Below are 17,972 nucleotides of genomic sequence, written 5' to 3' on the forward strand. Positions count from 1 at the left end.
TTGAGGTTTAAAAAATGTAGCGTGAAATTAGTATTTAAAGTATTTAATTAAGGTTATAAAATGAAAAAAGAGAGGGGAGTGAATTATATAAACTCACTCCCCTCAATTATTTGCTTAGTATTTTATATATACTACTTCTTTACAAATCTAGCTTTACGTTCATCAATTTGTATTATGTATATTCCAGCTCTTAATTGACTAACCGATATGGCTTGGTTCGTGTAAACATTACTATCTACAATTCGTCCTTGCATATCAAAAATGGTATATCTAAGTCCTGGTTGAACGCCATTTATAAATAGCTCTGAAGTGGTTGGCGAAGGATATACTTGAAGTATTTCAGCATTAGGGTTTTTTACAGAAACATTGGTTAATGTAACCGATTCTGTATGTATAATATCACTTTCAGTACCGTCTACGGTTCTTATATCTGTATATAAAGAAAACGCCGCTTTATTTAATACCGAATCAATTTGTAATTCAACTACTGCATTGGCATAGCCCGCATATCCATTTAAAATGGTATCAGCTACAACTACATCATCCATATTTTTAAGTTTCAAGTGAATTTCTCGGTCTTCGTTGGCTTGAAATTGTAGTGGGACAGAAATAATCTGGCGATCCCAATCCTGAGAGAAATTAGAACTTAAATGGACAGATTCATCATATATCTCTATCGGATCTGGCTTAACAGGAGGCACTGGATTATCTTCAGTGACGATTACATCATCAATATATCCACTTTCTCCTGCCTGAGCAAAGTAATAGAGTTTTAGAGAGGAATTTATGCCTGAATTAAACTGCAAGGTATATTCTTGATAAGCGTCGCCAGAAACTTCTATACTTTTAATGCTTACACCACTTGTGTTTTCTTTAATTCCCAAGCTGAGTGAGCCACTAGTGGCTTTAGCATTACATTTTAAGGTGTAATCAGTATTAGGTTTTAAATCCATATTATATTCAGGGGCGCCACCTCCAACAATATAACAAGCGTATGATCCGTTGGCTACATGAGTAGCATCATCAGTAATAGCGGCGCCAGGACTACCCCAACCAACCCAATTACTCAGGTCGCCCGTTTCAAAATCACCATTTTCAACAATAGGGGCTTCCTCTTCAGTTTCCAATGGTTCAAAAGCATCTACTAAGGTATAAGCCCGTACCCAGTCATAATAGGAAGTATTTTTTTCAGGATCAGCTAACTCTTCATCGTTGGGAAGCTCTATCCATGGGAAAGGGTATGTTTCTACCACTAAGTTCATGCCCATAGGTTGAGAAAAAGGTGTTGAGCTTATTTCGTTGTAGAATGTTTGATTTTTAGGATCTTGATTATTGTAATAATAAGTGGCTGTTTTTGAATCTCTCCACCAACCTCCATAAATATCAAAATCCTCGCTAGACAGTTTGTCGTCTTCATACCTTACCTCTGTGGCTCTGTAATCATGTCTTTCTCCATCACAATCGTTGTACCAATAATGGGCATTACAGTGCATACCTTTGGCAAACCAACTTCCTTGAAAGTCTCCGCCACGACCAATACATTCTTGAATATCCCACTCTTGTGAATACTTATCATCACATTCTTCAGGACCATCAAAATTAGCACGAGTAGAGAACCAAAAAGTGGTGGATAAAGTGGTTTTGTTGGCTTTGAATTTGCACTCGTAATAACCGTAATGGGCAGTTCTCTTGCGAGATATTACCGCTCCACATTTTATATTAAATATAGAGCCATTAACTACTGTATCCTTCGCCATTTTTTCGCCATGAATGGCTAAATAACCATTTTCTACTTTAATTTGTGATGGCATAAATAAGCCAGGCTCTCTTCCTTTCCAAGTAGGATGATAATCGTACCATTTAGCTAAATCTAGCTCAGTACCATTAAATTCATCCGAGTAATCAAGATTAAGAACCCATCTTTTTCCGATAGGAGGCTTAGGTGGATTGGCATAACTGTTAAATGCCAATATTAACATAAGTAATAAGAGTAGTTGTTTTTTCATGTTGTACTTTGTTTTGTTATTCCCCTTAATTGTTACAAGTAAAACTAAAATTTGTTACATAGATTGTTTCAAACAAATTATTTAAATAAAAGGGGGGATATCATGTTAAAGGGATTGCCTGCAATTGGAAGCTAAGTGATATGTATTTATGATAATGCTGTCATTGTTAGGTGGGTTTAAATAGTTGTAAGATAGAATTGTATCCGTTTAATGTTTGAATTATGGATGAATGACAAGGTAAGGATATATGATTTGAAATGGAGTTTTGTCTAGTAAAAATTGAGTTGGCAAAACTGAACTAAGATGGTAGTTTAAGAACTGAATTGTTTGAAATATAGATGTGAAATAGGATAGTATGCTTATGGTAGCGAAAACTAATTTATTCGAATGATGTTTATCTGTTATAAAAAACAACCATGAAGATAAAATTACTTTTAATAGCTATTCTTAGCCTAACAATCAATTGGCAAACTCATGCGCAAGAAGCAGGTGTAGCTGAACTAATTCCTAATTACAACAACTGGAAATGGGACAATGTATATGTTCTGAAAAACAAGTATATATCCGTAGCAACAGTGCCAGATGCTGGAGGTAGGATACTAGAGCATAACTTGGGTGATTATAAATCCTTATGGGCTAATCCTGATTATTTTGGGAAATCTTTTCCTGATAATGATGAAGTGACCGCTGCGGAATGGCGTAATTTTGGAGGTTATAGAATTGTGCCGGTGCCCCGCACTAATTGGGCAATTGATAAGGAAGGAAAGAAAACCAAAAGATGGCCTCCTCCAGTAACATGGGGAGATGCTCCTTATCAAGCTCGCATTATTAAAAAAGATGGCGTGCAATATGTAGAGACCAGTTCTGGAGTTCAATCCTTGCCTATTCCTTCTTATCACGCTAAGTCAAAAAGTTTTATTAAGCCCAATAAAATAGAGGAGGAGTTTCAGTATAAAAGAAGTATTCATATTCAGGAAGGATCGAGTTTATTGGTGTTGAAACATACAGTGATTAATAGGGGAGATTCCATCATTAAAAGAGGTTTTATGACATCGAGTCAGCATATCTCTCGAAGTAAACCTGAATTGACCGATGGCGAAAACTATAGAGCCTATATTCCTTTTAGTCCTGAGTTAAAAATGCCCGATGGAGAACAATTTCATTTAAGTGCAAACCCTGAGCAGCGATGGCGTTTTGTAAATAGGCAGCGCATGCCTTTGGATAAGAATAATCCTGAACATGTGAAGCGATTTTATAATAGTGGAACAAATTATTTGGGAGAAACCGCTCCTGGTGTATTTGAAATGCATTACGATTATTATTTAATGGCAGGTTTAGATATGATTGCCAGTGAATCGTGGGTGTGTTATGTGGACAAGATTAATAATACCGCTTTTGCTAAAATATTGGAACCATTTAATCCTGCTTTGGATTATCCGGATGGAACCAATCTGTCGGTTTTTAATAGTGGGGTAGCGGTTGGTTATCTAGAAACGGAAGTCAGGTCGCCCATTTATACACTTAAACCTGAAGAAAGCTTTGATTATATTGAGATGATTGGTTCTGCTAAGATTAATAATACGCCTATTTTATCCGTTAATAAAACAGGTATAATTACTGAGAGACTTCATTTTAAGGAAGGTAGTTTAAAAGGACAATATGGTGTTTTTGTGGAAGGTAAAGCCATATTACAATTGAAAGATGTCAAAGGAAAGCTATTAAAGGAAATTTCGCTTGAAGAAGTAAATCCTCTAAAAGCATTTGCATTGAATATTTCTTTAAAGAAGGTAAAGGGTTTAGGTAAGATTGTTTTACTTATTGAATCGGGTAAGTCAGATCGTTTTGTTTTAGATTCCTTAAAGTTATAAATGGATAAGCTTCAGGCAGTGGCTTGCGTCGTTGACGCAAGTTGCCTGAAAGCGTGGAAAAGTATTTGCATCAGCGACGTAAAAGGGGATTATTGCATTTGCGCCAAATATTCAGCTATACCTGATTTTAATAAAATACTAGTTGCAGGAATTTTATAGTTAGGCTCAACACTATCCATGTTTACTCGGATTAATTCCGTATTTGTAAATTGATGGGCCATTTGCTCAAAGGGCCAACGAATAATTGAAGGTGTATTAAATCCGATTCCAAGCTCCAGCAGAACCATCTTTTTGTCCTTGGCATTCCTAACAAATTGAGTATATCTATCATTGGCGAGGTGCCAGTCTTCATTTTCTACAAAAAACTGATCTATTCTCAAGTGAGGTACTAAATCTTCGCCACATACAGGGCAAATAGGGAGTAATTCAGTCGGTATTCGGAAATTGTTGAATTGTTTTACCATCTGCATGACCATCTTCTCGTTATGGTATAAGGTATTGTGACAACCTTTAGCACATTGAAACTGTTGGTAATCGCCTTGGGTAGCAAATATTTGGTCTGTGTTAAAACCTGCTTTTTTGAATAATCCATCACCGTTTGTGGTAATCACAAAATAGCTTTTTCCTTTAACTAGATTCAGTAAATCATTATAAACCTGACCAGGCTCTGCATCGTAACCATTCAGCTTTATATGGCGCGAAAGATAAGCCCATTTTTCTTCTTTACTTTTAAACGGATAAAACACCGAAGAGTACATATCTGTTAGTTGATATTCATCTATATAATCAGAAAAGTTATCAGAAAAACGTTTTCCACTATAGTGCAGTCCTGCTGCCGTAGAAAGGCCAGCTCCTGCACCAATTAGTACAACATCAGCATCTTCTATGAGCTGTTTGCTTTGTTGAATTATTTGAGTATCAATCATGGTATTAAATTAAAGATTCGTAAATCATTTTATCCTTATCTGCAAATACGTTAAAAACTACAGTTTCTAAACAATCAGGGTTATCCATTAACCATTGTTTTACAGTAGCTAGTGCAACTTGCGCAGCGTTTTCGGCAGGGTAGCCAAATACACCCGTTGATATTCCACAAAAGGCAATGCTTCGGATGGAATCAATCTCTTTACAAATCTCCAAACAAGAAATATAAGCGCTTGCTAAATCACTTTTACTTTGTTCAGTTACATTTCCTTGCACAATTGGCCCAACGGTATGCAATACAAATTTTGAAGGCAGATTATAGGCTCTGGTAATTTTAGCCACTCCGGTTGGTTCTGCAAAACCTTGTTTTTCCATAATGGTATTGCAATCATCGCGCAATTGAACGCCCGCTGCACTATGGATAGCATTATCAATACAGGCGTGCAAAGGCTGAAAGCATCCTAACATTTGATTGTTGGCCGCATTAACAATAGCATCCACTTTTAGCGTGGTTATATCGCCTTGCCAAATCAGCACTTTTGTATTGCCTATGTTCTGGCTTTTTGAGGTATTATATAAGTTGATATCAGTAATCTCTTTCTCGTTTAGCTCTAGTTGTAATAGTTGGTTTAACGCTTCTATGGCCTCCTTGCTTAGGGTGTTTGGGGCTAACATATTTAACCTTGCATGTAACGATCGTCTCTTTTCTAGGTAAGAAGTACCATTGACTTCATTTAATTCAGTCAATATAAAATCTACGTATTGTTCTTTATCTGTTGATGATGCACTGGTATTTAATTGATAAGGTTCAAATAGATTTATCTCATCGGCGTATTCTGTATGATGTAATGGTATATGTATCATGTCTGTAAATATTATAGCTGAGTTGTTTTGCTTAACCAATTTTTAGAGAGGTCATGCTTAAGCTACCAGCTTGTAATTTGTCATTAAATAGCTTTATCTCTTCATTAACCCCTGCTAATCCTAAGGTATATATTAAAGGTAAATAATGGTCGGGCGTCGGAACTGCTAGTTGCATCGCTTTGCCCTGTTTTTGGTATTCGTATAATGATTTAAAGTTGCGGTTTTCAATATTTTTATTCACCCATTCGCGTGCTTCAATCGCCCAATCAAAACCATGGTTATCCTTATTAAAGTTTGGCCAATCAACCAATCTTAAATTATGAATAATATTTCCACTTCCGATAATTAAAACGCCCTTATTACGCAATGATTGGAGTTTTTGCGCCAATTTAAAATGATATTCGGCTCCCTTTGTAGCATCAATACTTAATTGAAAAACGGGTACATCGGCATTGGGATAAAGATGTTTTAATACCGACCAAGAGCCATGGTCTAGACCCCAATCGAGGTCTTTACCTACTTGGGTAGGTAACAATAATTCTCTTGTTTCATTGGCCAATTCAGGATGTCCACTAGCGGGATATTGTTGTTTATACAATTCTTGCGAAAAGCCATGAAAATCGTGTATGGTTTTGGGCTGTTGCATAGCCGTAACTTTGGTTCCCTTAATATACCAATGCGCTGAAATACACAAAATGGCCTTAGGTAAACTGAGCGTATGGGCTACCTGCTTCATACCTTGTGTAAATTCGTTGTCTTCAATAGCGTTCATCGGGCTGCCATGTCCAATAAATAGCAATGGCATCTTTTCTGACAATGGCATGTCATCTACTAATTTTTCCAATCCTTTTAATTCCGTCATATTTCCAATCATTGTTGTTAGTACACTTGCTGTCTTTAAAAACTTTCGTCTTTTCATGTAATCCAAGTTAGCTATAAACTTTACGATGATGATTTGTTGAGTATTAAGATAAAACGATAGATTAGCGTTTATAAAAACAAACTGCCCCTCGTGAAAAACAAGGGGCAGCAAATCAGTTATATTATGGTGCAATGTATTACTTGCATCTTATATATTAAATTTACCATTCGTGTTTTTAGCTTCTGATTCAGGAACCAACTTTTCAATAGTATCCCAGTGTTCTACCACTTTACCATCTTCAATTCTAAAGATATCGTAAAAAGCTACTTTTTCTTTCATAAAGATGCCTTCAGAAACAGATAAAACAAAGTTACCTTCTCCTAGTATCTTATGGTTTTTTTCGTATATCATAGCCATGCCTGCCTCAGCTAACGATTTTAAGGCTTCACCCAAACCAGCTAAACCATCTTTAACAGCTGGATTATGTTGGTCGTATTGCTCTGTTGAAATATACTCAGTAATTTTATCTGGATTTGCACCAAAGAAAACATCCTTTAATAAATTGTCTACTAAAGTTTTGTTCGCTTCTGTTTTGTCCAAATCTTTAATTTCTGTAGGTCCATCAATTTGTGTACGTCCAGAAGCCGTTTCTGTAACTTTCTCCTGTAGGTTATCCCAATGTTCAACGATTAATCCGTTTTCGAAACGGAAAATATCAATGCCTATTTTAGGCCCAAAGAAATTATAATCGGTATGAGCAATAACAAAATCACCATCTTCAAAAACACGAACGGTATTTACTTTTGGCGTTAATGCTGGATTTTTTGCAGCTACCTCTGCAAGTTGTCCCAATGCAGCACCAAAACCAGCTAATCCATCTGCTACTGCTTGGTTGTGCTGAGTATAGTTGTCTGCGTTAATATATCCAACAGGTGCTTGTGCTCCCGTTTCAATTGCTTTTAATAACTCTTCTACTTTTTGCTTGTTCGATACTTCCATTTTTTCTATGTTTTTAGATTCTATTTGACTTTTTTTGTTCTGTGCACATGCTGTTAAAGCAATAGCAAACGTGAGGATAAGCGTTAGTTTTTTCATCTTGATATTGTTTAAAGTTTACACTACAAAGTTGTTACAATTGAATGCATGGGTAAAGGTAAGTTTACGCCCTAGTAGGGTAGATTTACGCCCTTTGCTTAAAAATTAAATTTACCGTTGCTGTTTAATGCTTCTGAAGAAGGAGTAAGTTTTTCAACAGTATCCCAGTGTTCTACTACTTTACCATCTTCCACTCTAAATAGGTCGTAAAAAGAAACATCCTCATTCATAATCACACCTTCTGAAACTGATAAAACAAAGTTACCTTCTGCAAAAACTTCATGAACCTTGGTATATACCATAGGCATTCCAGCTTGTGCTAATGCTGTTAAAGCTTCGTTTAGTCCTGCTAAGCCATCTTTTACACCAGGGTTATGTTGGTGATATTGTTCTGTAGAAATGTAGTCTGTAATTTTATCCGGTGCTTCACCCAAGAACACGTCTTGTAATAGGTCTTCAACCAATGATCTGTTTGTTTCTGTTTTATCCAGGTCTTTTATCACCGTTGGACCATCAAACATGCTACGACCAGAGGCGGTTTCTGTAACAATAGTTTGTAAGTTATCCCAATGTTCAACGATTAAGCCATTCTCAAAACGGAAAATATCAAAACCTGCTTTGGGACCAAAAAAGTTATACTCTGTATGGGCAATTACATAGTTTCCATCTTCGAATACGCGTTTTACATCAACCTTTGGTGTTAAAGATGCATCAGCTGCTGCCGCATCGGATAAGGCACTAAGAGCAGCCCCAAAACCCGCTAAACCGTCAGCTACACCTTGGTTGTGTTGAGTATAATTGTTAGGATTAATATACGAAACGGGTTCCTTTGCGCCTGTTTCAATACTCTTTAAAAGTTCTGTTACTTTTTGTGTGTTTGAAATTTCTTTTGGATTATTATCGTCTTCGCAAGAAAATAATGTCACTGCCATCAATAATACTAATGCTAAATTTTTCATCTGAATTGTATGTTTGTTATTGTTTAAATTTATGATGCAAATATGAGACAGTATGCATCGGCAGAAAAGGTAAGTTTACGCCCTTGTAGGGTACATTTACTCCATGTGCATTTTTAATAACAAAACACTCTTTTAAAAATATATACTATTAGCTACATATAAGTAGATGATCAATAAAACGAAAGGTATGATAAGGTAATAAGAATGATATAGAGGAAGGAATTTAAGGCCAGCAAATACATAAGGTCATAAAAGGGCTAAGCAATTAAATACAATTTACTACCAACAGAATGCTGAAAACGGAGTGCTTTTTACTGAGGACTGCCTACTGATTATTGCCTTAATACTGCTCTCTAAACTCGGAAGGTGTTTTGTCTGTATGTTTTCGAAAGTACTTGATAAAATTGGTTGGTTCGTCGTAGCCTAGTTCGTAGGCAATTTCTTTAATGGATTGATTACTGTGTACCAACAAACGTTTTCCCTCTAATAATATACGTTCATCAATAATTTGTTTTGGCGTTTTATCAAGCAAAGTTTTGGTGGCTTTTTGAAGTTGCTTTTCACTTATGCTCAGTTCAGCAGCATATTTACTCACTGTTTTTTCCTCTCGAAAGTTCTTTTCCAACAAGTCTTTAAACAAAACAAGGTAATCCAGATTGGCGCTTGGTTTTAATTCTTTAAACCCTTGCTTTCGCATTTCACGTTCAGCTTGTAACAGGAATATGTGCAGCATATTATGTAGTATGCTATATTGCGAAACGTCGTGTGTTCGTATAAACTCTGTTTGCATGGCATTTATAGTAACACGAAGGTCTGAAAGCTGAGGGCTTACCTTCAACAGAGCAGTATCATATAAATCACTATATAACATGCTCGAATGAAGGAACTGCATATCTTCATTGTTTTTAGCAAAAAAACTATCCGTAAATACAATGCATTGGCCTTCATATTTCCCTGCGATATCGTACAAATTAACGCTGTTTTGAGGCACAAAAATGATAGTGTTATTTTTAATGGAGATAGGTTTGAAATCAACATAATGCGTCCCTTTTCCTTTTTCTATCCATATAATATGATAAAACTGAGCCCTATGTGGAACGGTCATAATATCTCCTTTCAATTGAAGGATTGTTTGTAAATCAATAATTTCAAACTCTAACTTAAGACCATCTTTAAAGGCGTACTTTTTTATTGTTTCTTGCATAATTTATGTCATTGGTGTCCAGTATAAAAATACAGACCTTTCTGTAAAGGGTAGTTTGTGAGGTAATTTTTTGTTTTAGTGCCATAAAGGGCTAACTATTCCGCCTTCATGTAAAAGCGTAAAGAAAATCGGTAAACGTAGCGATAAGAAAGAAAAGCTGTTTGAACGTAGTGAGTTCTTTTCTTTCCGCGAAGAATACTGATTTTTAGCTTTTTCATGGCAGCGGCGGCACTTTTTGTTTCGTTTTTGTTGCTGTAGGCAAAAATGAAAAGCCCGTCGGCTAGAGACAAAAGGGTAGTTTTTTTAGCCATTACAATTTTGTATCAGACAATAGTGAATTTATATGGGAAACTGACCAAGCCATTATCGGTATTATTTCTCTAACTCAATAAATTCACCTTTTTCGTAGGCAGCAGTAATACCCCATTCTATTATTAGTTGTAGAAGAGGAATAACAGTTTTTCCAAAAGGAGTTAATGAATACACCACCTTTAAGGGAGGTTTTTTAGTGTATACCTTTCTTGAAATTAAACTATCCACCTCCAATTGTTTTAGTTGTAAACTTAAGGTGCGCTCAGTAATTGTTGGTATATCTTTTCTTAACTCATTATATCGTTTTTCACCATCAATCAAATGCGTTAATATTACACTCTTCCATTTACCTCCAATTAATTCCATGGCCGCACTTGTTGGACAAGGAAATAACTTGTCATGAATTTTTATCATGGGTTTTTTCTCAAACAGCTCTTTTCTATCCATTGTAATATTATGTGTGAATTTATTCTTATGTGTCTACAAAGATAAGATACTTAATTAAGTTATGCAACTATAAAAAATATAGTAAAAATTTAAATCGCTAACAAGCACATATGTAGCGAGATGTAAATTTAGTTTGTAAATAATAGATACTATCCTTTATGACCGTTATTGTGAGTAAATTAAACTATACATACATTTGTCACTATAAAAATGATAGTAACTAAAAATATAAATCATGAAAGCAATAGTATTAGAAAAAGCAGGTGGTGTAGAAAACTTAAAAATTAAAGATATTGAGAAGCCATCATTAAAAAGTAATGAGGTTTTGGTAGAGACCAAAGCAATAGGTATAAACCCTGCAGATTGGAAAGTAAGAAGCGAAGAGCAAGCATTAAAAATGCTAATAGGAGCTACTGAAAATGTAATATTAGGTTGGGATGTTGCTGGGGTAATAGCTGAAGTAGGTAATGAGGTTACTGGTTTTAAAGTTGGTGATAAAGTATTTGGCATGATTAACTTTCCAGGTTCTGGAAAGGCTTATGCCGAATATGTTGCCGCTCCTGCGGATCAACTGGCTGTGCTTCCTGAAGGAACGTCATTTGAAGAAGCTGCGGCATCTACATTGGCTGCTTTAACCGCCTTGCAAGCTATAACAGATAGAGTAAAAAAAGATGATCGTGTTCTTATTCATGCAGGTTCGGGCGGTGTTGGTCATTTTGCAATACAAATAGGCAAAAGTAAAGGAGCCTATGTGTTGGCCACAAGTTCAGCTAAGAATAAAGATTTTGTGCTGTCTTTAGGAGCTGATGAGCATATTGATTATAGAACGCAGAAATTTGAAGAGGTGGCTGCTGATGTTGATTTTGTATTGGATCCAATGGGTGGAGAAGTATTGTTGAATTCAGTTAAAGTGATGAAAGAAGGAGGAGCGATTGTTTCATTGGCCATTTTTGAGGTGCCTGCGGATGTGAAAGAATTAGCGGATAAGGTAGGTGTTACAGTTACGCCATTATTGGTGAAATCAAATGGCGATGATATGAAAACAATTGCCGACTTACTAGAGGCTGGTACCGTGAAAGCACATGTTTCAAAAACGTTCTCTTTTGAAAATATGGGTGATGTCCATAACGAAGTTCAATCTGGAAGAACTGTAGGTAAGGTGGTCGTTAGCTTGTAAGAAGTAGAAACAAAGAGGAAGTTAAACCAATGATCATTACAATAAATGGATGATCATTGGTTTCCATTCTTTCCTTGAATGGAACACATGCCCTATCCATACTCATATTATATAGTCAATAACACTCAAGATAAAACTAGAAATGATTAATCTAATAGCGAAATTCACAGTAAAACCTGCTTATGTTGATACGTTTAAAGCAGCATTAAAATTAAATAAAAAAGGTGCTTTAAAGGAAGCTGGCTGTTTACAAATGGATTTATTTGTAGATGTTAAAGAAGGGAATACTTTTTTTGTATATGAACGATGGGCGGATGAAGCTGCCCTAGACTTTCATAAAAAGCAAACATATACGCAAGCGTTAGTGGAAATAGCAGAAAGTGCATTGCAAGTTGTTCCTGAATTTTTAAAGCTGGGCACTACTATGCCATTACCTATCCCTGCAAAATCACCCAATGCAGAAGATGAATTATGTATTATCTTTTTCATATTTAAAATAAATGAAGCATACCGCGAGCGTTTATTAAAGCAGTTTGAAAATCATATTGAGAATACTCGTAAAGAGGAAGCTAATTTGCTCTTTGATTTATATACGGTTGAAGGAGCCAATGATACCTTGGCTGTATATGAACACTGGAGAAACGAAGCTGCAATCTGGGATATTCACTTCAAACAACCATACTCAGAAGTGACTGGAACTTTACTAAAAGAAGCACTAATAGGGGACATGGAGCAATACATGAACTTTGTGACTGAGATTACAGTCTAATTATTCTTTTCTGTTTAAACATAATCAGCGTAGCAACATTCAGATAGCTTGTTAGATAGAATGTTTGGATTTGTTATGCCTTACCTAAAAAAAAAATGAAAAACGTATTATTAGCAATGCTCAGCTTACTATTACTAGCAAGTTGTTCAAAGGAAAATAAAATGCTTACTCAACTAGTGAAATTCAACATTAAACCTGAATTCAGAGAAGAATTTGAGAAAGCATCTATTAATAGCCTAACTCAATCACTTAAAGAGCCAGGTAATATTGAAATGAAATTGTTTGCGGATGACAACGATCCTAGCGTGATGTATGTATATTCTCGTTGGAAAAACAAGGAAGCACACACTGCACATGGTGAGTATAGTTATTCTCATAACTTGAAAAAACTAGCTCAAAAGTCTTTGCAAAGTCCACCACAAATTATGTTGCTGAACGAAACTAAACCAGCAGTTAATCATCCTATCAAGCAAGTCAACCCTGAAGACAAGGAAGAGACTTTATTTTTCATCTTCAAAGTTAAAGATGGCTATCGTGAGCAAGTGCTTAAACAGTTCGAAAAACACATAACGAATACGCATAACGAAGTAGGTAATATCTTATTTGATTTATACACCCTTGAAGGCGATGAAAATACTTTTGTAGTGTATGAGAATTGGCGAAGTAAATCAGCTTTGTGGGATGTACATATGAAACAAGCCTATTCTCAAGAAACGGGAGCCTTGTTAAAACAAGCTGTTGAAGGTGACTTAAGTAAGTATATGAGCTTTGTTACGGAAGTACATGATAATAGCAAGACGATCTATGCAATTAAAAAGCAATGGGAAGTATCGGGATTCTCGATGCCCGAATCTGTTTTTGCATCGTCAAACCATCCATGGTTATATGTTTCAAATGTAAATATGAAAGGTAAAGGCGGATACATTAGTAAGTTGAGTAAGGATGGAAAAATTGTTGAGGAGAAATGGATTGATGGACTAGCTGGACCAACAGGTTCTGATATGTATAATGATAATTTGTATGTTGCTGATCAAAAATATCTTCGAATAATTGATGTTAAAAAGGGAGAACTTGTTCAGAGTATAAAGTCTGAAAGTGCCATCTCATTAAATGATGTTAGTATTTCAAAAAGCGGACAAATATTTATATCCGATGTTCCAGGCGGGAAAATTTATACGCTAAAGGATGATCAACTTGTTGTATGGCTAAAAACACCTAAAATCCATCACCCCAATGGCATTCTTGTTGATGGTGACCAATTGATGGTTGTAGTTTTTGGTTCGGAAATGAATCCACAATCACCAACTGATGTTCCGGGATCAGTTTATCAAGTTAATATTTCAGATAAGTCAGTAAAAGCAATTTCTACTGGTGATAAATTAGGATTTTTAGATGGGCTTGTATCTCATAATAAGGGATTTTTTGTTAGTGCTCCATTCGCCAAAGAAGTTTATTACGTGAATGATAATGATCGCGTTTTAGTGGAGACATTGCCTTACGGACCAGCTGATATCAATACTGATGATGATAATTTATATCTGCCATATATTTTTGGTGATAAAGTGGCCGCTTACAAAATCGTGAAAGAAACTTGGAAACGAGTGACTACAAAGGAGGAATATCTTGAGTTATGTGCAGATAACTATTACGGTGATGCTGGAGGTTCATCAGTAGCAAGCAAAGACGGCAAGATATCAGGAAGCTTTGGTGGTAAAGAATTGAAAGGAACATGGGAATGGAAAGGGGAGTTTTTCTCGCGCACAAGTACCCTAGGAGATATGGATTTGGGCTATGATGAATTGCTTATTGAGGTAACAGATACCAAAATGAGACTTACGCTTGATAAAGGTAACGGCATTTCCATCGTTTATAATAGCCGTGAGACGGCAGCGAATAATGATTTACAAGATTAATATTCTATGAAAAAGATAGTTTTAGCACTAATATGTGCTGTGTTTATATGGTCAGGATTGACGAGTGTTTCTGCTCAAAAAAGTAAAAAATCAAAAGAAATGTTCAGAGAAGAGAGCATGCGTAAGTTTACGGTAAGTAACACTACAGTGCAACTTGAAAAAGGAACTATGTGGGTATATGATTATGGCGAGACCAAGGTACATGCCTATGAAACCAAAGATTTCTTTGGAACATATGTTTTTATTCTTGAAAAAAACGGTGAAGCAGTATTGCTTGAAACACCTCCTGTTAAAGATAACTACGAAGAGTTGATTGACTACATTGTTGGTTTAGGGCATGCAAGTATCGATCTCATCTTGTCTTATCATCCTATTGGTGCGGAATTTATTAAAACGGACAAATTGAAGTTTACTAATATTTATTCTATGCAGCATGCCGTGGATAATTATGTTTCAGGTCCGGGAGCTCCATCGTTAATAGGGCTTAAAGAGCGTTTTGGAGAGGCAATGGATGTGAGCATATATGAGCCAACTCTTATGTTAGAGGAAGGCGAAATAGAGATTGTAGGCATGAAATTCATCCTGAAGAATATTGACTTTGCCTTTTCTGTAGAAATACCGGAGATTAACGCTGTTCATCTTCACATGTTGGGAGCTGATAGACATACGATGGTGTTTAATTATGAATTTGCAGATAGCTTGATCAATTTACTTAAGGGTTTCCAGAAAGCAGGGTACGATATGTATTTTAGTTCTCACGCAGAGCCGGAAACGACAGGAGCAGTCACTCAAAAGATTAAGTATCTCGAAGACTTAAACGAATTGCTTTAGCATCTTCAAATAAACAAGAATTTTTGGATACGATGAACGAAGAATATCCTTATTTGGGATGGCCATTCTACCTTCAAGGAACTGCTAACTTTCTATTCAAAGAGTAGGTGTAGCTTACTCATTATAAACAAACAAAAACACACAGACATGAAAAACATTATCACTTACCTATTTATAGTAGCTGCAATTACTTTGGGCGCATGCAATAGCAAAACGAATGCTGAAAAAAAGAAACAGGCAAAAGCTCAAACAGAAGTCACTAAATCAACAATTCAGTTATCAAAAGGAAATGTTGAGGTATTCGATTATGGAACAGTAAAAATGCACGCTTATTTTACTAAAGATATGATGAATGACTTGGTAATCGTATTGGAGAAAAATGGTAAAGCAGCCCTTATCGAATCTCCAGCATTTTGGGATAATTACGATGAATTCAGAAATTATTTGAGTACAAACAATATTATCGTAGAAGCTATTCTACCATCATACCATCCTCTTGGAGGCAACTTTATTGAAACAGAAGCCTTGAAAGATATTGATGTTTATTTCACTCAGAATGTACTGGATTATTGGGAGACGGGTTTTGGATCAGTCATGAAAGCAGGTATTCCTAAAGCTTTTGGAGATAAGGTAGACGCTCAGTTTTATATACCAACTAAAATGATTGAGGAAGGTGAAATTGAGATTGCTGGCATCAAAATTCAAATTACCAATACTTATGATGGTTATGACATAGAGATACCAGAAATAAATACGGTTTATGTTCATATTCTAGGTCACGATGTTCATTCAGAAATTTTAGGTCATGAACATTTAGATTTGAGTATTAAACATTTTAAGGGGTATTTATCAAAAGGTTATACGCGGTTTTTAAGTTCACATTATGGTCCCGAAAATAAAGTGGATATGGAGACAAAGGTGGCTTACCTTGAAAATATGGAAAAAATAATTGCAAAATCTAAGACATCGGATGAATTTGTTAAGAACATGAAAACTGCCTATCCTGATTACAAAGAAGGATACTTAATGGCTAGTGCTCGTTCCTTTTATTCAAACCAAGCACAAGGGCATCAGCATTAATATTCCGTGGTTAGCAAGATATAAATAATGGAAACTAAAGATTACTTACAGATACTAGTAGAAGAAATTCATTCTGTGGTTGTTGCCACGGTTGATGACAATGGGCTTCCAGCAACGCGTGTGATTGATATAATGTTACACGATGATGAATCCGTATACTTTTTAACGGCTAAAGGGAAAGCATTTTATAAACAACTTACGGATAAAGGATATATCTCCTTAAGTGGGATAACGGCGGGTAAAGATTCGATGGCAAAGAAGTCTATTTCAATTGCAGGCTCAGTTAGAAATATTGGTTCAGAAACCTTGGATAAGATATTTGAAGTTAACCCATACATGGCAACTATTTATCCAACGGTGGAGAGTAGAACGGCATTAGAGGTTTTTTGCCTATACAAAGGGCAAGGAGAGTATTTCGATTTAACAACAAAACCGATTACTCGTGCTAGTTTTGCTCTGGGAGAAAGCAATCTGCAAAAGTTTGGTTATTTGATAACTGATGATTGCACAGCTTGTGGTAAATGTGTAGAAAATTGTCCAACGAATTGCATTGAAGAAAGTAAGCCATATGTTATCCATCAGGAAAACTGCCTGCACTGTGGCAACTGTAAAGAAGTTTGTCAGGAGGAGGCAGTGATTAAGATATAGATAAATGTAGAATGAATTAACAATATAATCATGCAAGCAAAAAAAGAAGAAATACTAAAAGCACACGCATATCGTCGTGCTATTAAGGAATTTGAACCGGAACAAAAGATATCTGATGCAGATTTTGAGTTTATTCTGGAAGTAGGACGACGTTCTCCAAGTTCTTTTGGTTGGGAACCATGGAAATTTGTTGTGGTCCAAAATACTAACTTACGTGAGAAGTTGGCAATACCTAGTTGGGGAGCACAAAAACAATTGGCATCAGCAAGTCACTTTGTTGTGTTGTTAGCGCGCAAAGGCGACGAAATGAGAGTAGGTTCAGAATACCTAAAGCATAAATCGCAAGTAATAGATAAGCTCCCAGCGGAAGTGGAAGAAATGAAATTAAAGTTCTTCAAAGGTTTTATGGAAAACGAGTTTGATTTAACGGATGAACGTAAGATCTTTGATTGGGCCTGTAAGCAGGTTTATTTACCATTTGCGAATATGATGACAGCAGCAGCTCAAATAGGAATTGATTCTTGCCCTATTGAAGGTTTTGACAGAGCTAAGGTTGAAGAGATTTTATCGAAAGAAGGAGTCGTTGATACAAACAAATTAGGTGTAGCCGCTATGGTTGCCTTTGGATATAAAAAGGAAGATTCACCTTTTCCTCAAGTTCGTCATACCTTGGAGCAAATCGTTGATTGGGTAGAATAATTGTTGTTTAGAGTTAGGTTGGTTTATGGCATGGGTTTTTAGCTCATGCCTTTTTTTATACAAATGTCCCATCCTAAAATAAGTTGACTCAAAATCAACTTATTATGAATAAATCAATAGAACTACAGCCTAAGCGTACTCAGTACGATTATAATATGGGCTTTAAATTGGCCCTTATATCTATGTTAGAGGAAGGTCACATAACCTATAAATAAGAACAAAGTACTGTGTTGAATTGGTTACGTAAACATAGTAACTTAGATTGTTTGGGATTAGGAGACAAGGTATTTACCAATCCAAAGCAAGGTGTATAA

The 17,972-nt window shown here is 35.9% G+C and carries 17 protein-coding genes; 8 read left to right on the forward strand and 9 right to left on the reverse strand.

Annotation, left to right across the window (positions count from 1 at the left end; genetic code table 11):
- Positions 1–131: 131 nt before the first annotated feature.
- Positions 132–2,006, reverse strand: coding sequence for a carbohydrate binding domain-containing protein (locus A8L32_RS04215; protein ID WP_083631175.1), 1,875 nt, complete (start codon positions 2,004–2,006; stop codon positions 132–134).
- Between the two features lie 416 nt (positions 2,007–2,422).
- On the opposite strand from A8L32_RS04215, the gene A8L32_RS04220 reads away from it, so the two are divergent.
- Entirely contained in the window at positions 2,423–3,874 is a 1,452-nt protein-coding gene (locus A8L32_RS04220) for a hypothetical protein (RefSeq protein ID WP_075590165.1), read from the forward strand.
- An 89-nt stretch (positions 3,875–3,963) separates the two neighbouring features.
- On the opposite strand, the gene A8L32_RS04225 is transcribed toward A8L32_RS04220, so the two are convergent.
- From A8L32_RS04225 to A8L32_RS04260, 8 genes are all read right to left on the reverse strand, one after another.
- Positions 3,964–4,800: an SIR2 family NAD-dependent protein deacylase gene (locus tag A8L32_RS04225; protein ID WP_198931727.1), complete on the reverse strand. Its 837-nt coding sequence runs from the start codon at positions 4,798–4,800 to the stop codon at positions 3,964–3,966.
- Positions 4,801–4,804: 4 nt separating this feature from the next.
- Positions 4,805–5,662: a protein-ADP-ribose hydrolase gene (locus A8L32_RS04230; RefSeq protein ID WP_083631176.1), complete on the reverse strand. Its 858-nt coding sequence runs from the start codon at positions 5,660–5,662 to the stop codon at positions 4,805–4,807.
- Between the two features lie 31 nt (positions 5,663–5,693).
- The gene (ygiD, locus tag A8L32_RS04235) at positions 5,694–6,581 is read right to left on the reverse strand and encodes a 4,5-DOPA-extradiol-dioxygenase (RefSeq protein WP_143525015.1); all 888 of its coding nucleotides are present in this window, start codon (positions 6,579–6,581) and stop codon (positions 5,694–5,696) included.
- A 150-nt stretch (positions 6,582–6,731) separates the two neighbouring features.
- Positions 6,732–7,619, reverse strand: a complete 888-nt coding sequence (locus A8L32_RS04240; RefSeq protein WP_143525016.1) for a nuclear transport factor 2 family protein — start codon at positions 7,617–7,619, stop codon at positions 6,732–6,734.
- Positions 7,620–7,717: 98 nt separating this feature from the next.
- Complete coding sequence (locus tag A8L32_RS04245; protein ID WP_075590166.1) at positions 7,718–8,578, reverse strand: nuclear transport factor 2 family protein; 861 nt, start codon at positions 8,576–8,578, stop codon at positions 7,718–7,720.
- A gap of 340 nt (positions 8,579–8,918) precedes the next feature.
- Positions 8,919–9,782, reverse strand: a complete 864-nt coding sequence (locus A8L32_RS04250) for an AraC family transcriptional regulator (protein ID WP_075590167.1) — start codon at positions 9,780–9,782, stop codon at positions 8,919–8,921.
- Positions 9,783–9,877: 95 nt separating this feature from the next.
- Positions 9,878–10,093 carry a hypothetical protein gene (locus A8L32_RS04255; RefSeq protein WP_075590168.1) on the reverse strand — a complete coding sequence of 72 codons (216 nt, stop codon included), beginning with the start codon at positions 10,091–10,093 and terminating at the stop codon, positions 9,878–9,880.
- Between the two features lie 61 nt (positions 10,094–10,154).
- Positions 10,155–10,541 carry a winged helix-turn-helix transcriptional regulator gene (locus A8L32_RS04260; RefSeq protein WP_075590169.1) on the reverse strand — a complete coding sequence of 129 codons (387 nt, stop codon included), beginning with the start codon at positions 10,539–10,541 and terminating at the stop codon, positions 10,155–10,157.
- Positions 10,542–10,776: 235 nt separating this feature from the next.
- Here A8L32_RS04260 and A8L32_RS04265 point away from each other — a divergent pair, with 235 nt between their 5' ends.
- The 7 genes from A8L32_RS04265 to A8L32_RS04295 all read left to right on the forward strand — a co-directional run bounded on the left by A8L32_RS04265 (position 10,777) and on the right by A8L32_RS04295 (position 17,658).
- Positions 10,777–11,718 (forward strand): NADP-dependent oxidoreductase, encoded by a 942-nt coding sequence (locus A8L32_RS04265; protein WP_075590170.1) that lies wholly within the window; start codon positions 10,777–10,779, stop codon positions 11,716–11,718.
- 142 nt (positions 11,719–11,860) lie between these two features.
- Positions 11,861–12,487: a putative quinol monooxygenase gene (locus A8L32_RS04270; RefSeq protein WP_075590171.1), complete on the forward strand. Its 627-nt coding sequence runs from the start codon at positions 11,861–11,863 to the stop codon at positions 12,485–12,487.
- 95 nt (positions 12,488–12,582) lie between these two features.
- A complete protein-coding gene (locus A8L32_RS04275; protein ID WP_075590172.1) occupies positions 12,583–14,400 on the forward strand; it encodes an antibiotic biosynthesis monooxygenase in 1,818 nt (605 codons plus the stop codon).
- 6 nt (positions 14,401–14,406) lie between these two features.
- Positions 14,407–15,231: a hypothetical protein gene (locus A8L32_RS04280; protein ID WP_075590173.1), complete on the forward strand. Its 825-nt coding sequence runs from the start codon at positions 14,407–14,409 to the stop codon at positions 15,229–15,231.
- Positions 15,232–15,378: 147 nt separating this feature from the next.
- Positions 15,379–16,311, forward strand: a complete 933-nt coding sequence (locus tag A8L32_RS04285; RefSeq protein ID WP_083631177.1) for a hypothetical protein — start codon at positions 15,379–15,381, stop codon at positions 16,309–16,311.
- Positions 16,312–16,338: 27 nt separating this feature from the next.
- Entirely contained in the window at positions 16,339–16,959 is a 621-nt protein-coding gene (locus A8L32_RS04290; RefSeq protein WP_075590174.1) for a 4Fe-4S binding protein, read from the forward strand.
- Between the two features lie 30 nt (positions 16,960–16,989).
- The gene (locus A8L32_RS04295) at positions 16,990–17,658 is read left to right on the forward strand and encodes an NAD(P)H-dependent oxidoreductase (RefSeq protein ID WP_075590175.1); all 669 of its coding nucleotides are present in this window, start codon (positions 16,990–16,992) and stop codon (positions 17,656–17,658) included.
- Positions 17,659–17,972 lie beyond the last annotated feature (314 nt).

The sequence above is a fragment of the Labilibacter marinus genome, from assembly GCF_001659685.2.
Lineage (GTDB): Bacteria > Bacteroidota > Bacteroidia > Bacteroidales > Marinilabiliaceae > Saccharicrinis > Saccharicrinis marinus.